This is a genomic window from Spirosoma daeguense, assembly GCF_054776875.1.
In genome coordinates, this window is the sequence record NZ_BAAHBF010000007.1 from 304,863 (window position 1) to 324,528 (window position 19,666).

Annotated in this window: 13 protein-coding genes; all 13 read right to left on the reverse strand. The window is 48.3% G+C overall.

Features of this window, described 5'->3' with window-relative positions:
• Window positions 1-340: 340 nt before the first annotated feature.
• The gene (locus tag ACYVD4_RS22905) at window positions 341-1,837 is read right to left on the reverse strand and encodes a tetratricopeptide repeat protein (protein WP_460949708.1); all 1,497 of its coding nucleotides are present in this window, start codon (window positions 1,835-1,837) and stop codon (window positions 341-343) included.
• Between the two features lie 14 nt (window positions 1,838-1,851).
• Entirely contained in the window at window positions 1,852-2,607 is a 756-nt protein-coding gene (locus ACYVD4_RS22910) for a zinc ribbon domain-containing protein (RefSeq protein WP_460949710.1), read from the reverse strand.
• Between the two features lie 116 nt (window positions 2,608-2,723).
• Window positions 2,724-3,821, reverse strand: a complete 1,098-nt coding sequence (locus tag ACYVD4_RS22915) for a Nif3-like dinuclear metal center hexameric protein (RefSeq protein ID WP_460949711.1) — start codon at window positions 3,819-3,821, stop codon at window positions 2,724-2,726.
• Between the two features lie 168 nt (window positions 3,822-3,989).
• Window positions 3,990-5,276: an MFS transporter gene (locus ACYVD4_RS22920; RefSeq protein ID WP_460949713.1), complete on the reverse strand. Its 1,287-nt coding sequence runs from the start codon at window positions 5,274-5,276 to the stop codon at window positions 3,990-3,992.
• 118 nt (window positions 5,277-5,394) lie between these two features.
• Complete coding sequence (locus tag ACYVD4_RS22925) at window positions 5,395-6,033, reverse strand: bifunctional 4-hydroxy-2-oxoglutarate aldolase/2-dehydro-3-deoxy-phosphogluconate aldolase (RefSeq protein ID WP_460949714.1); 639 nt, start codon at window positions 6,031-6,033, stop codon at window positions 5,395-5,397.
• The gene (locus tag ACYVD4_RS22930; RefSeq protein ID WP_460949716.1) at window positions 6,030-7,040 is read right to left on the reverse strand and encodes a 2-dehydro-3-deoxygalactonokinase; all 1,011 of its coding nucleotides are present in this window, start codon (window positions 7,038-7,040) and stop codon (window positions 6,030-6,032) included. The genes ACYVD4_RS22925 and ACYVD4_RS22930 overlap by 4 nt, the downstream gene beginning before the upstream one ends.
• A gap of 197 nt (window positions 7,041-7,237) precedes the next feature.
• Window positions 7,238-9,496, reverse strand: coding sequence for a pyrroloquinoline quinone-dependent dehydrogenase (locus ACYVD4_RS22935; protein ID WP_460949717.1), 2,259 nt, complete (start codon window positions 9,494-9,496; stop codon window positions 7,238-7,240).
• A gap of 54 nt (window positions 9,497-9,550) precedes the next feature.
• Window positions 9,551-10,531, reverse strand: a complete 981-nt coding sequence (locus ACYVD4_RS22940) for a hypothetical protein (RefSeq protein WP_460949718.1) — start codon at window positions 10,529-10,531, stop codon at window positions 9,551-9,553.
• Between the two features lie 104 nt (window positions 10,532-10,635).
• Window positions 10,636-12,111, reverse strand: coding sequence for a RagB/SusD family nutrient uptake outer membrane protein (locus ACYVD4_RS22945; RefSeq protein ID WP_460949720.1), 1,476 nt, complete (start codon window positions 12,109-12,111; stop codon window positions 10,636-10,638).
• A gap of 12 nt (window positions 12,112-12,123) precedes the next feature.
• Window positions 12,124-15,114 (reverse strand): SusC/RagA family TonB-linked outer membrane protein, encoded by a 2,991-nt coding sequence (locus tag ACYVD4_RS22950; RefSeq protein WP_460949722.1) that lies wholly within the window; start codon window positions 15,112-15,114, stop codon window positions 12,124-12,126.
• A gap of 76 nt (window positions 15,115-15,190) precedes the next feature.
• Window positions 15,191-16,426, reverse strand: coding sequence for a galactonate dehydratase (dgoD, locus tag ACYVD4_RS22955; protein ID WP_460949724.1), 1,236 nt, complete (start codon window positions 16,424-16,426; stop codon window positions 15,191-15,193).
• Window positions 16,427-16,574: 148 nt separating this feature from the next.
• On the reverse strand, window positions 16,575-17,930 hold the full coding sequence (locus ACYVD4_RS22960; RefSeq protein WP_460949726.1) for an enolase C-terminal domain-like protein: 1,356 nt from the start codon (window positions 17,928-17,930) through the stop codon (window positions 16,575-16,577).
• Between the two features lie 98 nt (window positions 17,931-18,028).
• A complete protein-coding gene (locus ACYVD4_RS22965; protein ID WP_460949727.1) occupies window positions 18,029-19,564 on the reverse strand; it encodes a SusD/RagB family nutrient-binding outer membrane lipoprotein in 1,536 nt (511 codons plus the stop codon).
• Window positions 19,565-19,666 lie beyond the last annotated feature (102 nt).

Sequence of the window (19,666 nt, forward strand, 5' to 3'; positions counted from 1 at the left end):
ATAAAAGAGGTGATACGGTGGCGTGGAGACTTGCGAGAAAAATAGTAGGCCAGCCTATAGTTGGCTGAGAACAACAACCAATTTAGTGGATTATCTGATTGAGTTGCTAATGTCTTTCCGAATCAGCGTAAATTTCTAATGAACTCCGTAATACCTTTTCCCGCGCATTAAATGGCTAACAGTTGCAGATGATTTAAGGTACTATCCAACTGTTAATTAAGCTTAGCTTAGCAGTATGTTTACATTAGTCGTAAAACTAGATCCATCGTGTGATGGTCGTATACATTACTCTATGAATAGCAAAAAAAATAGTAGAAAAAAGAGAGAATAACTTTAAAAGCTAAAATTGACTAAGTGCCGCTCGGGCTTTATTGTCGACGCTGTTTTTATACTCGTGATTCTTGAAGCTAAGTGCTTTCTGAAAATAAGACCGGGCACGTGTTCGGTCATTTTTTTGCTGATAAATGTAGCCCAACTGTAAAGCTGACGTAGCACCAAACGATAATTGATCGGGCTCACTAAGAGCAAGAGCACGACTCAGATAGGGAATGGCAGCCGTCGAATCGTTTCGGCGTTGGTAGATACGACCGAGCCGATAATTGTACTCTGCTTTTTCGACAGTTTCCGCAAATTTGGCTTCCGTGTAAGGACGCAAATAGGCTAGGGCACTATCTGTAAAACCGCCATCGGATGCTAATCGGGCGCGCATTAGTACTTTCTGATTGGGCGAAACTCCTCGTTTTAGATATGATTCGGCAAACTTCTGAGCCGCCTTGTCCGATTCAACAGTTGTGCGTCCATTACTCAATACTTTCTGCAAAAACGGTCTGGTTTCAGCATCGGATTGGTTTGCTAGCCAATGGCAGAGAAACAATTTATAATACGTATCCTTCAGAAAATTCCGTCCTTTATAATTAGATATAAATTGCTGAAAATGAGCTATTGCTGTTACGTATTCGCCTTTTTGTAAATAAATATCTCCCAGAATATTTTCGACGATAGGCAGAGTCTGATACGTATTGCCGACGGGTCGTTTGCTGAGGTAGGCCAGTGCTTGTTCGCCGTGCCCGTTTTTCTGCTCAATGGTTGCTCCGAAGAAATGAAGCAACAGATTATCAGAATTCTCCTGAATCAACTGACGTAATGTTTGCCCATCGGCATCCGTAAATTTCAATACGTAGGCACGTACCATTAGATCAATCAATTGAGATTCAAGCCCGAACGTAGCGTCTTTCTGAGCACGTAGCAATTCCTGTTGTCCCTGACTCACACTTCCCTGCAAGCCGAGAAGCCGGGCTACCCACGTATAATTGTCGGGTACGGAACCAATCATTACGTGGAGTGTTCCCAATGATTTATACGTCGGTAAAAAATCCGGAAAACGTTTCTGATTGTCGGTCAGGAGTTTATATGCCCGAATTACGTCCCAACTAGCACTAACTTCTTTTCCAAACTTCAGCTTAACAAATGCCCAGTGAAGCCGGACTTCGGCCTGCAGCACACGTTTCCAGGGCGACGTATCATCTAACTCTTTCAGCGCATCTAGCCGGGTATCTTCGCGACTGCTTAAGTTGGCAAAAGCACGATCATCATCAGAGGTAACGAGCGTAAGCATGTCGACATAATTATCCAGAAAAACCCGAACGCCATTGTCGGACTTCTCGCGACTAAGTGTCTGCTGAGCAGCCTGTATTTTTAACTTTTGTAAGTCCGAATACGCGTTCTTTAGCCCCGATGTCCAGTTAAAATCTTGAGCTTTAGCAATAATTGGAAGCACAAAAATGACAAACAAAAACACCGGGTTTTTGCCCGGTGCCATTGTCAATATATGTTTCATACGACGCGTATTTCTTACCGACCGCGACCAGTTGGAGCTGGTTCAGGGACACCTTCAACATCAGCAAAAATCCGTCCGCAATGTTCACAGACAATGATTTTCTTTTTGTCTTTAATGTCAGCCTGACGCTGGGGAGGTACTACGTTAAAGCAGCCGCCACAAGCTCCGCGTTTCACCATTACAACGGCCAGACCGTTAAGTGCATTGCCACGAATTTTGTTGTATGAATTCAGTAGGCGAGGCTCAATGGTGGTAGCCTGTTCGTCGCGCTGTCTGATAATTTCTTTTTCTTCTTCCTGACTTTCTGACGTAATCTGGTCGAGTTCCTGCTTTTTTGCTTTCAGGTCTTCTTTCCGTTCGTTCAGAGCCGACTGAGTCGTTTTGATTTCCTCTTCTTTGCCCCGGACCCGGAACGATGCTTCGTTGGCACGTTTTTCAACCAGTTCAATCTCCAGCGATTGCAGCTCAATCTCTTTCGAAATGGCATCGAACTCACGGTTGTTCCGCACGTTCATCTGCTGGTCTTTGTATTTGGTGATTAATTTCTCGGCATCTTTTTTCGCTACGCGATTGCGCTCGATATCTTCGTCAAGAGACTTGATTTCTGACTGAAATTTGCCAATACGTGTTTCGAAGCCCGCGATATCGTCTTCCAGATCACGAACTTCTTCAGGAAGTCCACCGCGAATTTTTATGAGTTCGTCTAATTGAGAATCAAGGGATTGCAGTTTCAGAAGAGCGTCTAATTTTTGCGCAATCGTTAGTTCCATTCTGGAGAGATGTTTTTAATGTATAATGAACAATGTTTAATGTATAATGATTGGTATAATAATGAATTGAAAATCAATTGTTTTTCAATTATTCATTGTCCATTATCCATTATTCATTAAAAGTACCGAACTGGGTTCGTGTTTGTTTCAGCTAAAATTATCGCAAAAGTAGTAAATTTTTTTGCCAAATGCTGATGAAATAGCTCTTTCGTATAGACTTCGCTCTCATAATGGCCTATATCACAGATTGTAATACGTCCATCAGCATCGAAAAATTCGTGGTATTTATAATCGGCAGTAACAAATACGTCGGCTCCAGCGCGAATGGCATCGGGTAATAAAAAACTGCCAACGCCACCACAAACCGCCACACGCTTAATCAGATGATCGGGCAGGTCAGTATACCGAATCAGACTTAGATTCATGCTGGTTTTCAGGTACGTAAGCCACTCGTTGCTGGCTAAAGGTTCGGCCAGTTCGCCCACAGCACCAGAGCCAATTTCCTGATTCTGATTGTCTAAAGCGGTGAGGTAATAGGCTACTTCTTCGTACGGGTGTGCCTGACGAAGAGCCCCCAATACGTTGTGTTGCAGATACGTAGGAATGATAACTTCTATGCGATTTTCGGGCTCTTCGTGGTATTCACCTACATTGCCAATGGCGGGATTCGTGCCTTCGCCGGGTTGATACGTACCGGTACCATTTACCCGAAAACTGCAATTTTTATACTCGCCAATCTGACCCGCTCCGGCTGCATAAAGCGCATCTAACACTCGTTGCGTGTCGTTTACCGGAACGAACGTAACGAGCTTACTCAACACCTGCGTTTTGGGGGCAAGTATTTGTACATTCTGGAGGTTCAGCTTTTCCGCAATCTTGAAATTTACCCCACCCGCTACGTTGTCGAGATTGGTATGCGCTGCGTAAATCGCTACGTCGTTTTTAATTGCCTTAATAACAGTACGTTCTACGTATGTCTTACCATTTAGCTTTTTCAGTCCTTTGAAAACAATTGGGTGGTGAGCAACCACTACGTTGCAACCCTTCGCGATGGCTTCATCAATAACCGCTTCGGTGGTATCGAGCGAAATAAGAACACCTTTGATTGCTGTAGACGGATCACCAACAATTAGCCCGGCGTTGTCGTACGATTCCTGATAGGGGAGGGGGGCAAACGCTTCGATATAAGCCGTAAGATGACGTATTTGAACCATAATATTGCAAAGATAGCCTTTGTAAGGTACGTCGCGTAGTGATCTAAAAGAGTTATGACACGGAGATGCACGGAGGATAAAAGAGATACATAGAGGATTAATTTTGTGTATCTCTTTTATCCTCCGTGCATCTCTGTGTCAAAACTCCTTTGTGACGAAATAGGTACTCTATGTAATATCTGTGATATCGACTTCTTTAGGTTTGCGGGTGAGCAGGTGAATAATGACCCAGGCCGTGAGATACGTAAAGCCGCAGATGGTGAATAGAATATTGTAACCTCCGCCCAGATTCCCAATAGCTTTGTACGAGTCCAGCAGGCTACCCACCAGCATCGGGAAGAAGATACCGCCCACGGCTCCAGCCATCCCGGCAATACCGGCTGAAGAACTAACGGCTTGTTTCGGAAACAAATCAGACGCCATTGTAAAGATGTTGGTTGCCCATGCCTGATGTACGGCTACCGCCAGACTAATCAACCCAACAGCTACCCAGACATCGGTCACAAACTGAATAGAAATAACCGACAACTCAATGATTGCAAAAGCTAGCAGTACTGATTTTCGAGCTTTCAGTGTAGGCCAGCCACGTTTAATAAGCCAGGACGATAAATAACCTCCGCCAATACTGCCGACTGTTGTTGCTAGGTAAATCAGCATGAGTTCGAGACTTGGCTTTTTCAAATCAAGCTTGAACATCGACGAAAAATAGGAGGGAAGCCAGAACAGGAAGAACCAATAAATGGGGTCGATAAGTCCTTTGCCCGTAATGAGCGCCCAGGTTTGCGGTAGCGTGAAGAGTTTGAACCATTTAATAGTGGCTTTTACTTCCGGCTCGCTTTCCTGTCCGCTCGTAATATAATCGTACTCTTCGGAAGTCAGCCGTTGCTGGCGAGCGGGAATGTCGTAAAAAATGAGCCAGAAAATCAACCAGATAAAGCCTAAAGCACCTGTAATCCAGAATACTTCCTGCCAGCCGTAATTGCTTAGAATCCAGGGTACAATGAGCAGCGCGGCTACAACGCCAACACTTGTTCCGGCATTGAAAAGCCCGGTTGCCAGCGCCCGTTCTTTTTTCGGAAACCACTCCGCCACCGTTTTCACTGCTGCCGGATAATTACCAGCTTCGCCCAACCCTAACCCAATTCGGGCGAGGCCAAAACCGAATGCGCTTTTGGCCACAGCATGAAGCATACCGGCTATACTCCAGAAAATAATGGTAAGCGAATAGCCAACCTTTGTTCCGACTTTATCGACAAACCAGCCCAGTAGCAAAAGGCCAACGGCGTATGCGGCCTGAAATGCCATAACGATACGGGCAAAATCGGTTTCGCTCCAGCTAAACTCGACCTCCAGAATCGGTTTTAATAAACCAATAATTTGGCGGTCGATGTAGTTGATGGTGGTTGCCAGAAACAACAGAACCACAATGACCCAGCGGTAATTTCGAATTTTCAAAACAGTAAACGGTTAAGATGTAAAAGGCCCTGACAGGCTCCGGCTGTCAGAATCGCGAGATAATACCATCCATCCGGAGAATCCGACAGTCGGAGCCTGTCAGGGCCGACTGAACTATTCAATTACGTATCTTCTCTACAAACTGTTGAAAATGAGCTTTTAATCCAGACCAGTCTTTCTGGCTAATAAGCGTTTTGTCGAACAGGTGGCTTCCGATACCCAACCCGTCTGCCCCTGCTTTCAGGAAATCACCCATGTTGTTCAGATCTACTCCGCCGGTTGGCACGAGTTTTATTTGATTGAGCGGAGCTTTCAAATCTTTGATGTAACCGGGTCCTAAGGCGGTTGTCGGAAAAACCTTCACCATCGATGCACCCAACTTCCAGGCTTTATACACTTCAGAAGGGGTGAATGCTCCCGGAAAAATCGGTACGTTCGTCTTTACGCAGGCTTTGATCACTTTTTTGTCGAGGATGGGCGTTACAATAAACTGCGCTCCGGCAGCCAATGCTTTGTCCAAATCTTCTTTAGTGCATACAGTTCCAGCACCGATGTTCAGCCCTTCGTGCTCGTGTTCGCGGGCGTGGCGGATTACCTGCTCGGCACCGGGCGTATTCATGGTTATCTCGATTGTAGTCAGACCTGCTTCCCGATAAATCGGAAGAATCTGCTGAATATCGTCTACCGACAAATTTCGGATAATGCCTACAATGGGCATTTGGGTAAATAACTCCCAGGAGAATGGCGTTGTGTTCATTTCTCGGGTACTTTGGCGGTCTGATTTTGAAATAAAATGATTTGTCCGATGCTGGCAACCCGGTCGATAACGTCGGCCGGAATCGTAAGCGTGCGATGCAATAAATTGAGTTCGGCAAGTGCCATCTCATAAAAAGCTGATAAGTTGCTGCCGCTGCACAATACCAGCGACCAATTTCCCTTTTGAAGCAGCGGGTGAAGTTCAGAACCAATTAGCAAGCCACTCAAATATAGAGCGTTCTGCTTTTTTGAGAATTTTCCAAAAAGCTGATTGGTTCGCACTGTAAACAGCCCTTTCGAAATGGGTGATGTAATGGACTGACGAACACCTTGTTTAAATGCATCTTTATCGCTCTCGGTCAAATGGATCAGATTTGACGTATCAACCGAATCTTTTAGTATACTTTGCTGCGCCATCAGTGCGAACAACTCGCCAGTCATGTACGTATCGAAATTGACCAACTGATCATCCTGAATGTACATATGTTTGGAGTGCGTTCCCGGAAAAATACAAATTGCGTCCTGCGGTCTTTCGCCTGATAAATGTAGTTGAGCAATCAGGCCGATAAGCTGAGTTTCTTCTCCCCGCATTACGTCCTGATCACTACTGACACCTGCAATCAACAGAATGTCGTGTGGGAAATCGCTCTGCGCTTCAAAATGTCGGACGCTGGCCTGACTTCCGTCAATGGAGAAAGGCAACGTAGCATAAGGAATTTCTTCCATACCAATTGACGAAGAAGCCATCCCGGAAATCACCACCGGTATGTTGATAAGTGAAATGGAGACTTTTTCGGCCAGTCGGTCGATCTGTTTTTTCAGTTGCTGACGGAAAAACTGATCGCGGGAAATGCCCTTCGCTTCGCCAGCGGTTTTCCAGCCCGTAAATGTATCGGCAATTCCGGTTTGCGATCTAATTTCGCTTAAGCTCTGATAGTCAGAGGTGTTCATTAATCGTAGCCGAAAAAATGAAGTACCCCAATCGCAGCATAATAAAAAATTGACCATCAGTTAAAATAGGTTAAGAAGTAATTAGAATACGTTCCGAGTCAAGCGATACGGGAAAATACCCCTCCCCAACCCCTCCCCTAAAACTAGGGGAGGGACTTAAAAATGGACTCTGTGAAGCCCCTCCCCTAGTTTTAGGGGAGGGGTTGGGGAGGGGTATTTTTCGTACTATTTGATAATCAAAAGGTTTATAGCTGTCAGTTAGAAGTTGATGGTAAGGCGAAAGCAACGTAAGAACCGCCTGATTTCAACCCGTATCGGGTACCTCCAGCCGCAATGACTACGTACTGACGACCTTCGACCATATACGTGATGGGTGTAGAAAAACCACCTGCCGGGAGTTTATATTCCCAGACGATCTTGCCCGTTTTCCGGTCAAAGGCACGTAGTTTCTCATCATACGTAGCGGCAATGAAAACGAGCCCGCCTGCTGTCACGACGGGGCCACCGTGATTCTCGGTACCGGTTGGTGGCAGTCCCTGTTTCATCAGATCGGGGTATTCGCCCAGCGGTACCTGCCACAGATAATTGCCGGTATTCAGGTCAATGGCATTCAACGTTCCCCAGGGCGTTTTCAGAGCCGGGTAATTGTCCTGATCGCGGAACTGGGTGTTGCCATTATTCAAAAAAGGCGGTGAATACGGAAAATCAGCATCTTTGGGGGTAGCCGTTGCTGACCCTGCACTGTGAATGTCGACAACCGCCGGAGCCGATGTTGAAGGCGTTGGCGTTTCTTTTTTCAATAGAAAATTCACAAGTGCATCACGGTCTTCTTTTGACAGATGACCGAACGAAGGCATCCGTCCACGACCCGTTGCCAGTACAGCCTGAATCTGCTCGGCCGATAAACGACTCCCTACGTCAGTCAGATCGGGGTAGGCCTGATTGGCGGTATTGGGCGCAGGTTTCCCCTTACTTTTGTCGCTCATGCCGTGACATACCGAGCAATTAGTATTGAATAAAGCGGTGCCGCGCGTCATAGCAGCGCCTTTATTCTGACGGACATCGCGCATCTTGAGCCACCACAGCATGTTATTCGAATTCACGTAAAAAATCCCGCTCGGATCAGCAGCTGTACCGCCCCATTCAGCACCACCACCCATGCCAAACATTAAATGCCCTTCTTCACTGGGCGGCATAAATTTGCTTCCTTTCCGGCTGTTGTTGTAGCGTTCCACTACGTAAGCGCGCGCTTCGGGCGTGCGATTCGTGATGTTGGCTTCGGTTAATTCCTGATAACAAAACGGAGCCGGTTTGGTCGGCACGGGTTGCGTTGGCCAGGGTTTTTCGCCGGGTAACGCGGGTGAGGTCGGTACAGGAACTTCCTTCACTGGAAACAGTGGCTTGCCCTTATCCCGGTCAAACACAAATACATAGCCATCTTTGGTAGCCTGCGCCACAGCATCGACCATTTTACCATTGTGTTTTACCCGAATCAGATTAGGTGGACAGGGAATATCGCGATCCCAAAGGTCGTGGTGAACCGTCTGGAAATGCCAAACGCGCTTTCCGGTTTGGGCATTGATGGCAATAACGCAGTTCGCAAACAGGTTCTGTCCCGGACGAGCACCGCCGTAAAAATCGACAGATGGCGAGCCGGTTCCCGCATAAACAACCCCCCGTTTTTCGTCGATCACCATACCTGCCCAACAGTTGGCTCCGCCCAATTTTTTGTAGGAATCTTTACCCCAGGTTTCGTAGCCGTATTCGCCGGGGAGCGGAATGGTATGAAAAACCCACGCCAGCTTGCCCGTCCGCACGTTGAACGCTCGGATGTAGCCGGGAAGCGCATCGCCACCTTCCGACATGCTGGAACCCATAATCAATAGGTCTTTGTAAATAGTACCGGGCGTTGTGCTACGTATCGAGAACGTTGCTACATCGTGACCAATAGTCGATTTATCGCCCAGCCCTTCGTGTAAATCCACTTCACCGTTGACGCCAAAACCAGGAATGGGTTTGCCCGTCTCGGCGTTGATGGCATACAACGTAGCACCGACCGAGTAAAGAATACGCTTATCGTTGCCATCTTCCCAATATACCACGCCACGTACCGGATGAAAGCGGGGGCGTTTGGCCGAGTCTGAAAATGGGTCGAATTGCCAGAGTTGCTTGCCCGTAGCGGCTTCCACCGCGAATACTTTTAGCCGGGGCGACGTACCGTACAGAACGCCTTTAATCACGATGGGCTGACATTGAATGTCCATCCCACGCTGGTTCGGATTGGTATTATCGCCGGTTTCGTAAGTCCAGGCCAGTTCCAGATTTTTCACATTCTGGGTATTGATCTGTGTTAGTGGCGAATAGCGATTTCCGGCGTTATTGCCGCCATACGTGGGCCAGTCGTTGTCGGGCAGGTCGGCCCGATACGTAGTAACTACCTGTTTCTCCCAGTGAAGCGGCCAGTAAATGCCCAGCGCCAGCAGGCCAAAACAGACTTTTAAGAGCGAATGCATGTATTCGTAAATGCGGTTAAACGGTTAGAAAGAAATTTCGTTCTGACAGCGTCTTTACTTCGCTTTGGTATAAAATTCGTAAGCGATTTTCCAGCTCACTTCCTGACCGGGTGCAACAGATAAATGGATGTATGGCTCCGGACAGGACGTAGTGGCACAAGCCCAGTAAACCAGTTTTTCCATCGGCTTATCGCCCCTGATACGTACTCCGGCACCCGTTTTCTGATTCTCAATACGTATGTCGTAATCGTTCGACGTAGCATTGAAGCCTTGTAAACCAGCACTATACACGTTTTCTTTTTTCTCGAATTCGCGGGTGTACGTGAGTTGCTTGCCCTGCGGAACAATGAGTGTGCCGAACCCTTTGCCTTCGCCTTTCACGTCAAACGGAAACGCTACGTTGACAGTCGGGCCGGTCGGTTGTTTGTCGACGATGAAAAAGTTGTGATTATACGTACTGGTTTCGATGGGGAGCTTACCCGTGTTTTTGAGTCGATGCTCCAGCACCAGTTCGGGCTTTCCTTTGGTAAGTTTTATCGATTTCTGATAAACATAACCATAGCCGGAAGTGGCGTCATTTAGCTCGTGCGTGAAATCGGCCTGATCTTTCGAAAGCTTTGTTTTGCGTTCGCCGGGATTGGCGATTTCATAATAACGGGCAAAGGAATAGGGTCGCTCGTCGGGCTTACGTAGCACACCCACACCGATTTTTACAAACGTATCGGCTGGCTTGGCTTCAGCAAAACCCAGTGGCACAAACTCTTCGGCGGGGCCGCTGATGACATCGTGGAGTTTAGGGTCGTAGTTCTCGAACCAGGGGTCAACAAACGTATGGCCGTTATAATCCAGATTTTTAAAGGCACCGGCCCAGTCGAAGCGTGTGCCCTGATAGTAGCCTTTGCTGGCATCAGGCAGATACAGCGTCGTTTGCAGAATACCGTTCGAGAGTTCTGCTTGAGGGAAATCAGCTAATGGGAGGATGGTGCTACACAATCCTCCGAGAGCACAAAGGGAAAGAATGGTTTTTTTTAACATCGTGTCAATCGCCAAATGGAACACAGATTTTTATGATTCCTATGATTAGTTATGATCTTCATAAATCATATAGATCATAAAAATCTGCGTTCTATATACCTACTCTAATTCAAATTCGGATTGATAGACGTATCGGTGTACGGAAGTGGGAACCAGTAGTTTGCTTTCGTAATGGCTTTGATGGGCTGTAAATCATCTGCACTTTTCGCGGCATTGGCTGCTTCTACGCGTTCCAGACGAATCAGGTCGAACCAGCGGGTGCGTTCGCAGGCAAATTCCCAGGCGCGTTCCTGAACCACTTCATCGGCAAACTGTGTAGCTGTCAGACCATCGGCTGGAGAGAGAGCTTTGGTGCCCGTTGCCCGACCGCGCAAACGGATTGCATTCAACGCATCATACGCTGCCTGATCTGGACCGCTTGTTCCGCGTGCTTTTGCTTCGGCATAAATGGTCAGTACGTGTGGGTAACGCATCATAACCGATGGCAGCGAAATACTCGACGTAACGATGTTGCCTTTGATGTACCATTTCTGATAATAAGGATGCCGGGTCAGGCTTTTGTCCCAGGATATTTTGGTTGTTCCTAAGCCAAATTCGGTGCGGAACGTAGCGGTTTTTCGTGGGCCTTCGGGAAATGCTTTGAAGAAGTTCAACTCGGCGAACATATCGTCCCAACCACCTTCTTCACCGGGCATTGTTGTGTTACCATACGTAGCGTTGGCTGTGCCACTACCGCCCGTAAAGCCATTGATCTGGAAAACCGATTCCGCGATCGTAGCCACGGCTGGGTCGTTGGCGAATACTTCGGCAAAGGTTGGCATCAGGGCAAAACCATACGTAGCACGGCCGTCGATAACTTCTTTCGCTTTAGCCGCAGCCAGATCGTAGTTGGCGGTCAGTTTTAGCGGCCAGCCAGCCATTGTCAGATATACATCGGCCAGAAATGCTTTTGCTGTACCTGCGTTTGGCCGACCCGGATCGCGACGGGTATTCGGCAACATGGTTTCGGCTTTCTTCAAATCCTCAACAATTAGCGTATACACTTCGGCGGGTGTCGACTTTTTTATGGTCAGTAAATCCGCCGAGTATTCGCCGACGGTAACCAATGGAATGTTACCATAGAATCGGGTCAGCCAGTAATACGAGAACGCCCGAATGAAAAACGCTTCGCCCGCAATAATGTCGATTGTGGCTTTGGTACCAACCGTTTTCTGATAATTATTGATTACGTTGTTGGCCCCCTGAATCGCTTTGTAGCAACCATTGTAAACGGCTCCAGAGCGTTGGTTTGTGGTCGATACGTTGAACTGATCAAATTCGCGCCAGTCGGCTTTGTTGCTGGCGGGGTGCGTTGTTACGTCGTCGCTGCCGATGGTCGCGGCATTGGCCGATGGGTGAAGGAAACCGTATGTCCACTGATTGCCCAGACCCCGATAGGCACCTGTCAGTGCCGATTCCAGCCCATCCTGAGTCGATAATACGTTGCCGCCGTAGAGCAGGCCAGTTGTGTTTTCTTCGAGATAGCTTTTGCAACTGGTTGTGAGCGTGGCTGCTAAAGCAACTATGAGTAATTTTTTCATTGTCTTAAGATTTTAGAAGCCCAGGTTTATGCCGAGTGTATACTGTTTGGCGTTTGGATAAGAACCGTAATCGATACCGATAGCGGTATCGGTACCCGAACCAACACGAGCTGATTCTGGATCTGGACCTTTGTATTTGGTGATGGTAAGCAGGTTCGTGGCGCTGGCAAATACCCGAATGGTGGCTTTGTTGTTAATAAAACCGGTCGGTACGTTGTACGAAAGGCTGATGTTTTTCAACCGAACGAAGCTGCCATTTTCCAGAAAGCGGCTCGACTGGGTGAACGGCTGATACGTTTTTGTAAAGGCCGGTACGTCGGAGGTTTCGTTGCCCGGACGGTAGTAATCGCGAACTTCTGTCAAAATGAACTGTTTGGCATCACCTGCGCCCGACAAAGCCGCAGCCCGTGTGTAGTTCAGTTTGTCAACACCAAATACACCGTTGAAGAAAACGTTCAGCGTCAGACCTTTGTAGGTAAAGGTGTTGTTCCAGCCCGCTGTTCCTCTTGGGAATGCCCGACCAATAATCTGGAAATCGTCAGTAGTAATCGCGTTGTCGCCGTTGAGATCCTGATAATGTGGATCGCCCGGTACGCGACCTTGCAGAGCCGCCTGATCAGCTTCGTTTGGTTTCCAGGTTCCCAGATATTTCAGGCCCCAATATGAACCCAGTGGCTCGCCTGGCATCAGCATAAACTCGTTCGTGGTCGACATACCACCACCTACACCTGTTCCCTGACCCAGCCGTGGCAGTCCGCCGAGGCTGATAACTCTGTTTTGGAGGGTAGAGTAGTTGAGGTTCGTTTCCCAACGGAAACCGCCTTTATCGAACGGCGTAGCACCAATCGAAAACTCAAATCCTGTATTTTCAACTTCACCTACGTTACGTGCCTGTGTACCACCACCCGCATAGCTTGGAATCGCTACGTTAAGAAGCAGGTCGGTCGTGTTTTTCTTGAAATAATCGGCTTCTAACCGGATACGACCATTTAGGAACTCCATTTCCAGACCAACGTCAACTTGTTTTGTGGTTTCCCATTTCAGATCGGGGTTACCGGGATTACCCAGAATTACGCCCGCCGTAGCCGCTGAATTGTTGAAAGCCGAAACGATAGAACCGTAGGTCGATAACGTAGCGTATGGATTAATCGCCTGACTACCCGTCATACCCCAGCTTCCGCGCAGTTTCAGGTTGCTGAATACGTTCATATTTTTGATGAACTCTTCTTCCGACAAACGCCAGCCGAGGGCCACCGATGGGAATACGCTATAGCGGTTAGCCGAGCCAAATTTCGACGAACCATCGCGACGAACGGCAGCCGTAACCAGGTATTTGTCTTTGAAACTATAGTTAACCCGTCCCAACAACGACATCAGCGTCCATTTCTGGAAACTCGAGGCTACGGTAGAGGCTGTATTACCGCCAATGTTGTCGTAGCCTAATTGTGGGAAACGTAATCCGGCCGCACTGGCGGTAAAATCCTGATTCGTAAATTGCTGTGTTTCGAGTACAGCAACGGCGTTGATTGAATGATCCCCAACTTTAAGATCGTAGTTCAGCGTGTTCGTATTTTGCAGCGTCACCTGTTCCGCCGAATAGCGGCTGGCAGAGGGGTTGTTGTTCGACAACCGTTTACCGTTCAGGTTCAGGTTTTGGGCGTTCAGGTAGTTGACAGCATACTGCAAATCGAGCGATAAGCCTTTGATGGGAAGCTTATAATTCAAGCCACCGATGAGGTTCAGACCCGTCCGGTTCTGATCAATCGACTGATCGTAGAGGAAGTCTAACGGATTGCGGTTTACCGAACCGATTGGATCAATAAACGTTGGCTGACCGTCAGCGCCGTAAGCAGGCGTTGTTGGTGCCCAGGCCAAAGCCTGAACAATAGCGCCACCGTCGAGCGTGTTGTGGTTTTGCGAACGGGTACCCCACAGATTTATCCGAAACGATAATTTATCGTTAACCTGAGTGTTTAAATTGGTCCGTAGAATGTACCGTTTGAACCCACTGTTGTTGACGATGCCGTTCTGATTCAGGTAGTTACCCGAAATTAGGAAAGTCGTTTTGTCGTTGCCTCCTGATACGGTAATCTGATGTTGCTGACCATTGCCTTTGCGGAAAACCAGATTTTGCCAGTCGGTACCCCCGTTTTGTTTGAATTGCGTAATTTGATCGGCAGTGAACGGCAAGCCCGAACCAGTAGCCGTAGCGCGTGCATTCACGATTTCGGCAAATTCGCCAGCCGGTAATACGTCGTACCGTTTAATGTTTTCCGACGTACTGAACTGACCTTCGTAGTTAACTTTGAGCCCTTTAGAGCCTTTCTTGGTCGTGATAATCACAACGCCATTGGCGCCCCGGCTACCATAAATAGAGGTCGAAGCAGCATCTTTCAGTACCTGAATCGTTTCAATATCGCTTGGGTTTACGAAGTTGAAGTTGGCGCCAACGTAACCATCCACAACATAGAGCGGGTCATTGTTACCTAATACGGAGTTGGCACCGCGAATACGGATCTTAGCATCACCACCCGGCGCGCCATTTGTCTGGGTAACCTGCACACCAGCCGCACGACCCTGTAACACCTGATCCAGCCGGGTAATGGGTTGTTGCGCAAATTCTTTGTTCGAAATGGCCGTCAGTGCGCCCGTTACGTCGGTTTTGCGTTGCGTACCGTAACCGACTACCACCACTTCATTTAATGTTTTTTGATCTTCAGCCAGTTGCACATTAACAACGCTACGTCCATTCACCGCAATGTTCTGACTGATATACCCAATATTGGAGAAAACTAACGTAGCATTACTAGCCGCATTGAGTGCATAATTTCCATCCGCATCCGTCGATGTACCTGTCGTGGTACCATTCACCTGCACGTTCACACCAGGAAGGCCCTGGTTATCGGGGCCGGTCACCTTCCCCGAAATCCGGCTACTTTGGGCAAACACTACGTTCTGGCCCAGCAGCAGGAGTAGGATAATTAATTTTAGAGAGTTTTGCATTGCACTAGGGTTTTATTATAGGTAAAAAAGTAAGCTTTTTGAACCGCTCCGGCGGCCGCTGGAGCGGTTCTGGCAATTACCAATCCACTACGGAGCCGTCGAGGGCGTTGTAGGTTTCGGGGTTTTTCCAGTCGTGGCCAATTTTGTCTTTCATCAGCGCGTCGTCCAGTTCCACGCCCAAACCGGGGCCTTGTGGAATCATGACCGTACCATCTTTTTGTAGTTTGAACGGATTCTTGATGTAGCCATCGCCCAGCGAAACCTGCTCCTGCACCAGAAAATTGGGAATACTGGCCGCCAGATGGAGACCAACTGCCAATGAAATCGGACCCATCGGATTGTGCGGAGCCACCGGAACGTAGTACGCTTCGGCCATGCCCGCAATGATACGTCCCTCGGTGATACCTCCAGCGTGACAGAGATCAGGCTGAACAATGCTGACGGCTCGTTTTTCCAGCAGTTCACGGAAGCCCCATTTCGTGAAAATTCGTTCGCCAGCGGCAATGGGTATGTGTGTCCCCCGCGCGATGTCGGCCAGAATATCTACGTTTTGCGCCTGCACAGGTTCCTCGATAAACATTGGTTTGAAAGGCTCCAGCTCCTTGATCAAAAGCTTCGACGTTTGTGGAGGAATAGAACCGTGAAAGTCAATAGCAATATCCATATCATCGCCACCGGCTTCCCGTAATGACGCGAAATTATCGACGGCGTATTTGAGGAATTTTGGGTTTTCGACAATGTTGGCCGGATTCTTTTTCGCAACACCTGTTTTGATTACGGTGTATCCTTCTGCCTTCCGTTTCTTCATGTCTTCGGCATTGCTGGCACGCCCGTAAACCCGTACCCGGTCGCGGGTGGGGCCGCCGAATAATTCGTAAACCGGTACGTTCAACAGCTTGCCTTTAATGTCCCACAACGCATGATCGATACCGCTCAGCGCACTGGTCAGAATAGGGCCTCCCCGGTAAAAGGCATGGCGATAAATAGCTTGCCAATGGTGTATGACATGACGCGGATCTTTGCCGATCAGGTAAGGTTCTATTTCCTTAATAGCCGTCTGAATCGTGAGTGCGCGCCCTTCGAGCAACGGTTCGCCCAGTCCATGAACACCTACATCGGTATGGATTTTCAGGAAAATCCAACGAGGTTTCACCAAAAAGGTTTCCAGTTTTGTAATCTTCACTTTGCTGTAATCCCGAAACGGAGCGGGATTGGACGCATACGACGATTCGGGTAAAACCATCGTACTAAGGCTAGCTACTCCCAGAACTGATTGGATGGCGCTACGTCGGGATACACCTGTTTTTTTCATTCGTTCTTTCGGCTAAGGGTGGCTTTAATCGTTTAAGCAATTATTGAAAAAAGAAGGGTTAATAAAGCAAGGTTAAGTAGTTGGTTTTCTGCCCGAAAACACATGGCTTTCGGGCAGGAGGAAGGCGAAAAGGAGCGATAAAAGAGAGTTATGGGCGAATGATGGTTCCATCGATTTTCCGAACCTGCCAGTTCGATTTGGTACTGATTGGGTATTTGGCAGCTTCTTTTTCATTGATGTCGACACCAAGTCCTGGTACTTCATTCACCGACATATAGCCTTTGTTCATGGTTGGGCAACCGCTGAACACTTCTTTCATCTTGTCGGAGAACTGAACAGCCTCCTGAATACCAAAATTCCAGACTGCCAGATCAATATGCGCGTGCGCTGCGTGACCTACCGGCGATACGTCGCCCGGACCATGCCAGGCAGTGCGAATGTTGAACCATTCGCCCAGACGAGCCACTTTCATGGCTGGCGTAATACCACCAATCTGCGATACGTGAATCCGAATGAAATCGAACCACTGGTTCACCATCGGCTCTTTAAACTCGTTGATGTTGTTGAACAGTTCACCCATCGCGATAGGCACTGACGTTGCCTGACGCAGTTGCGCGAACCATTTCATGTTTTCGGGTGAGAATGGATCTTCGATGAAGAAAGGTCGGTATTCTTCAACCTGCTTAATCATGTTGATAGCGTCGATTGGCTGCACCCGCTCGTGAATGTCGTGAAGCAGTTCAATTTCATCGCCACATTGCTTCCGAACAACTTCGAACATTTTTGGAACGGATTTCAGATAAAGCCGCTCATTCATGTAGTTGTCCGTCGCTCCACCAAAACCAGCGGCTTTAAAGTCAGGCTGTTCGGCTGTTGCGCCAACCGCCCCGTAACCACCCTGCTGAATACGGATATATTTATAGCCCTGCTCCATGAATTTCTTCACGCTATCAGCGGCTGCTTCAGGCGTGTTACCGCCTGCGTGTGTGTAACAGGGAATTGCAAACCGGACTTTTCCACCCAGCAACTGATAAACTGGCATGCCCGCCCGTTTGCCTTTAATATCCCACAGCGCCTGATCGAGACCGCTCAACGCATTGTTGAGTACGGGACCATTCCGCCAGTAGGAACTAACATAAGCCGCCTGCCACATATCTTCGATGTTGTCGACGTCTTTGCCGACGCAGAATTCATTCAGATACGTATTGATGGCAACGATTACAGCCGCTGCCCGTTGGGTGAACGTAGCACAGCCTAGTCCGTATAGACCGGGTTCGGTCGTTTCAACTTTTACAACAATCAGGTTGGATCCTTGGGGGGCCGTAGCGATAGCCTTAACACTCTTAATTTTAACTGGGGCGGCTCCTACAGCGTAACGCGGAGTGCCCTGCTGTTCGCGGGCTTCGGCGGTAGAGGGGCCACCAAACAGGCCAAGGAGTCCGGCAGTTGAGCCTAAGCCCAGCATTTTTAAATTGTCGCGACGGCTCTGATCAAGTTTATTCATGAGGTTAACGTAAGTTGGGGTTGAGTTTTCGTCTTTCCGACAAAGCATACAACAGGTTTATAGCTCTGTCGGAAAGACAAGGATTAATGCTGAAATTCCTACTTTTTATCCCACCACATTCGGGTGTCGAGCGTGTTTGGGCCCTGCCGGGTGATGGCTTCGTTCATTTTGCCAGAGTTGACAACGATTTCACTATCAGGGTAAAGCATACGGCGGATAAAATCGCCCTTAACTTCAGAACCGGGATACGGATTTTTCTTCAGAGCAGGGAATCCGCTACGTCGAAAATTGGCCCATGATTCGTTGCCATCGAGGAACGTAGCAACCCAGTATTGCGTGTTGATCAAATCCAGAGCCTTGGCCGTATCGAACGGATGCGCATCCAGATACGCTTTAATCGTTGCTTCCGGAATGGTCGATCCATACGCTGCCATCTGCTCCAGATTGGCGCGGATTCCAGCGGCATAATACGTAGCAGCCGAACCGGTTACCCAACCCCGCGTAGCGGCCTCGGCCAGCAGAAGTTGCGTTTGGGAATGCGTTACGTGGAATTCAGGCGAATCTAATTTTAGAACCGTGTTGAGATTGACCTGTGTATAATCCCAAAGGCTTGCTACGCCATTTGCCTGGAACGTAGTCGAAATCGTTACGTCGTTGTAGCCCATTGGCATACCAACCTGCCGGGCGGCTTCCGACGTAGCACGGGCTGCTGTCTGCTCCTGACCGCCTTTGGCACCTACGTAGCGTACTGCGAAAATTGGCAACCGGGGGTCGTTGTTGGCTTTCAAATAGTCAACAAAGGGAGCGGCCAGATAGAAATTTGTCTTTTCGCGAGCTTGTAAGTGGTTGGCAATGTAGTTGTTATACAGGGATGTATGCCGGAGAATCGAATTGTCGGCATTCGATTGGATTACACCACCTGCTACGGCTTTCTTTACATAGGATTCAGCCGTAGCCGGATCAACTTTGGTCAGGCGCATAGCGGCACGTAGCATGAACGAATATCCCAGCCGCTTCCATTTTGCTACGTCGCCACCGTAGAGAATATCGGTCACTACGGGCGATTGAGTCGTAGTCAAAGCGGCCGACGCTTCATCCAGTTCCTTCAGGATGTCTTTATAAATGACCTGTTGGGCATCGTATTTGGGCGTAATAATTTCAGTTGTATAGCCCTGACCAGCTTCAGAATACGGAATATCTCCGTAGGTATCGGTCAGGATCATAAACACATACGCCCGCCAGATTCTTGCCGCCTGATACGTATTGATCTGTAGCGGATCGGACTTAGTCTGGTCAATTACCGACACGAGTTGCTTCACTACGTTACGGTAAAAATTCTGCCATACCAACTGCGTGTTGCCATTGTTAACCTGATCGTAATTTCCGCCCGACAGCGAGCTGCCATAGGGCGTAATGATCTGTTGCACAATACCAAAGTTGTAACACAACATGCCCAGCGTACCGAAACCGTCGAGGTAGTTGGTATTGATGATGGCTTTATTCAGTACCATCGACGGAGCCAGTGAAGTAGGGTCGACCTTGTTTGTGTTGATCTCCGTCAAGCCCTGATCGCAGCCCGTTAGCAGACCAGCGGAGAGCAGAAAGGTGAGGGTATATTTTATGTATTTTTTCATGACTTTCAGAGTTTGTTATCGGAAAACCCCTCCCTAAATCCCTCCCCTAGTTTTAGGGGAGGGATTTCAAAAAGTGACAGGTCAAGTCCCTCTTCTAGTTTT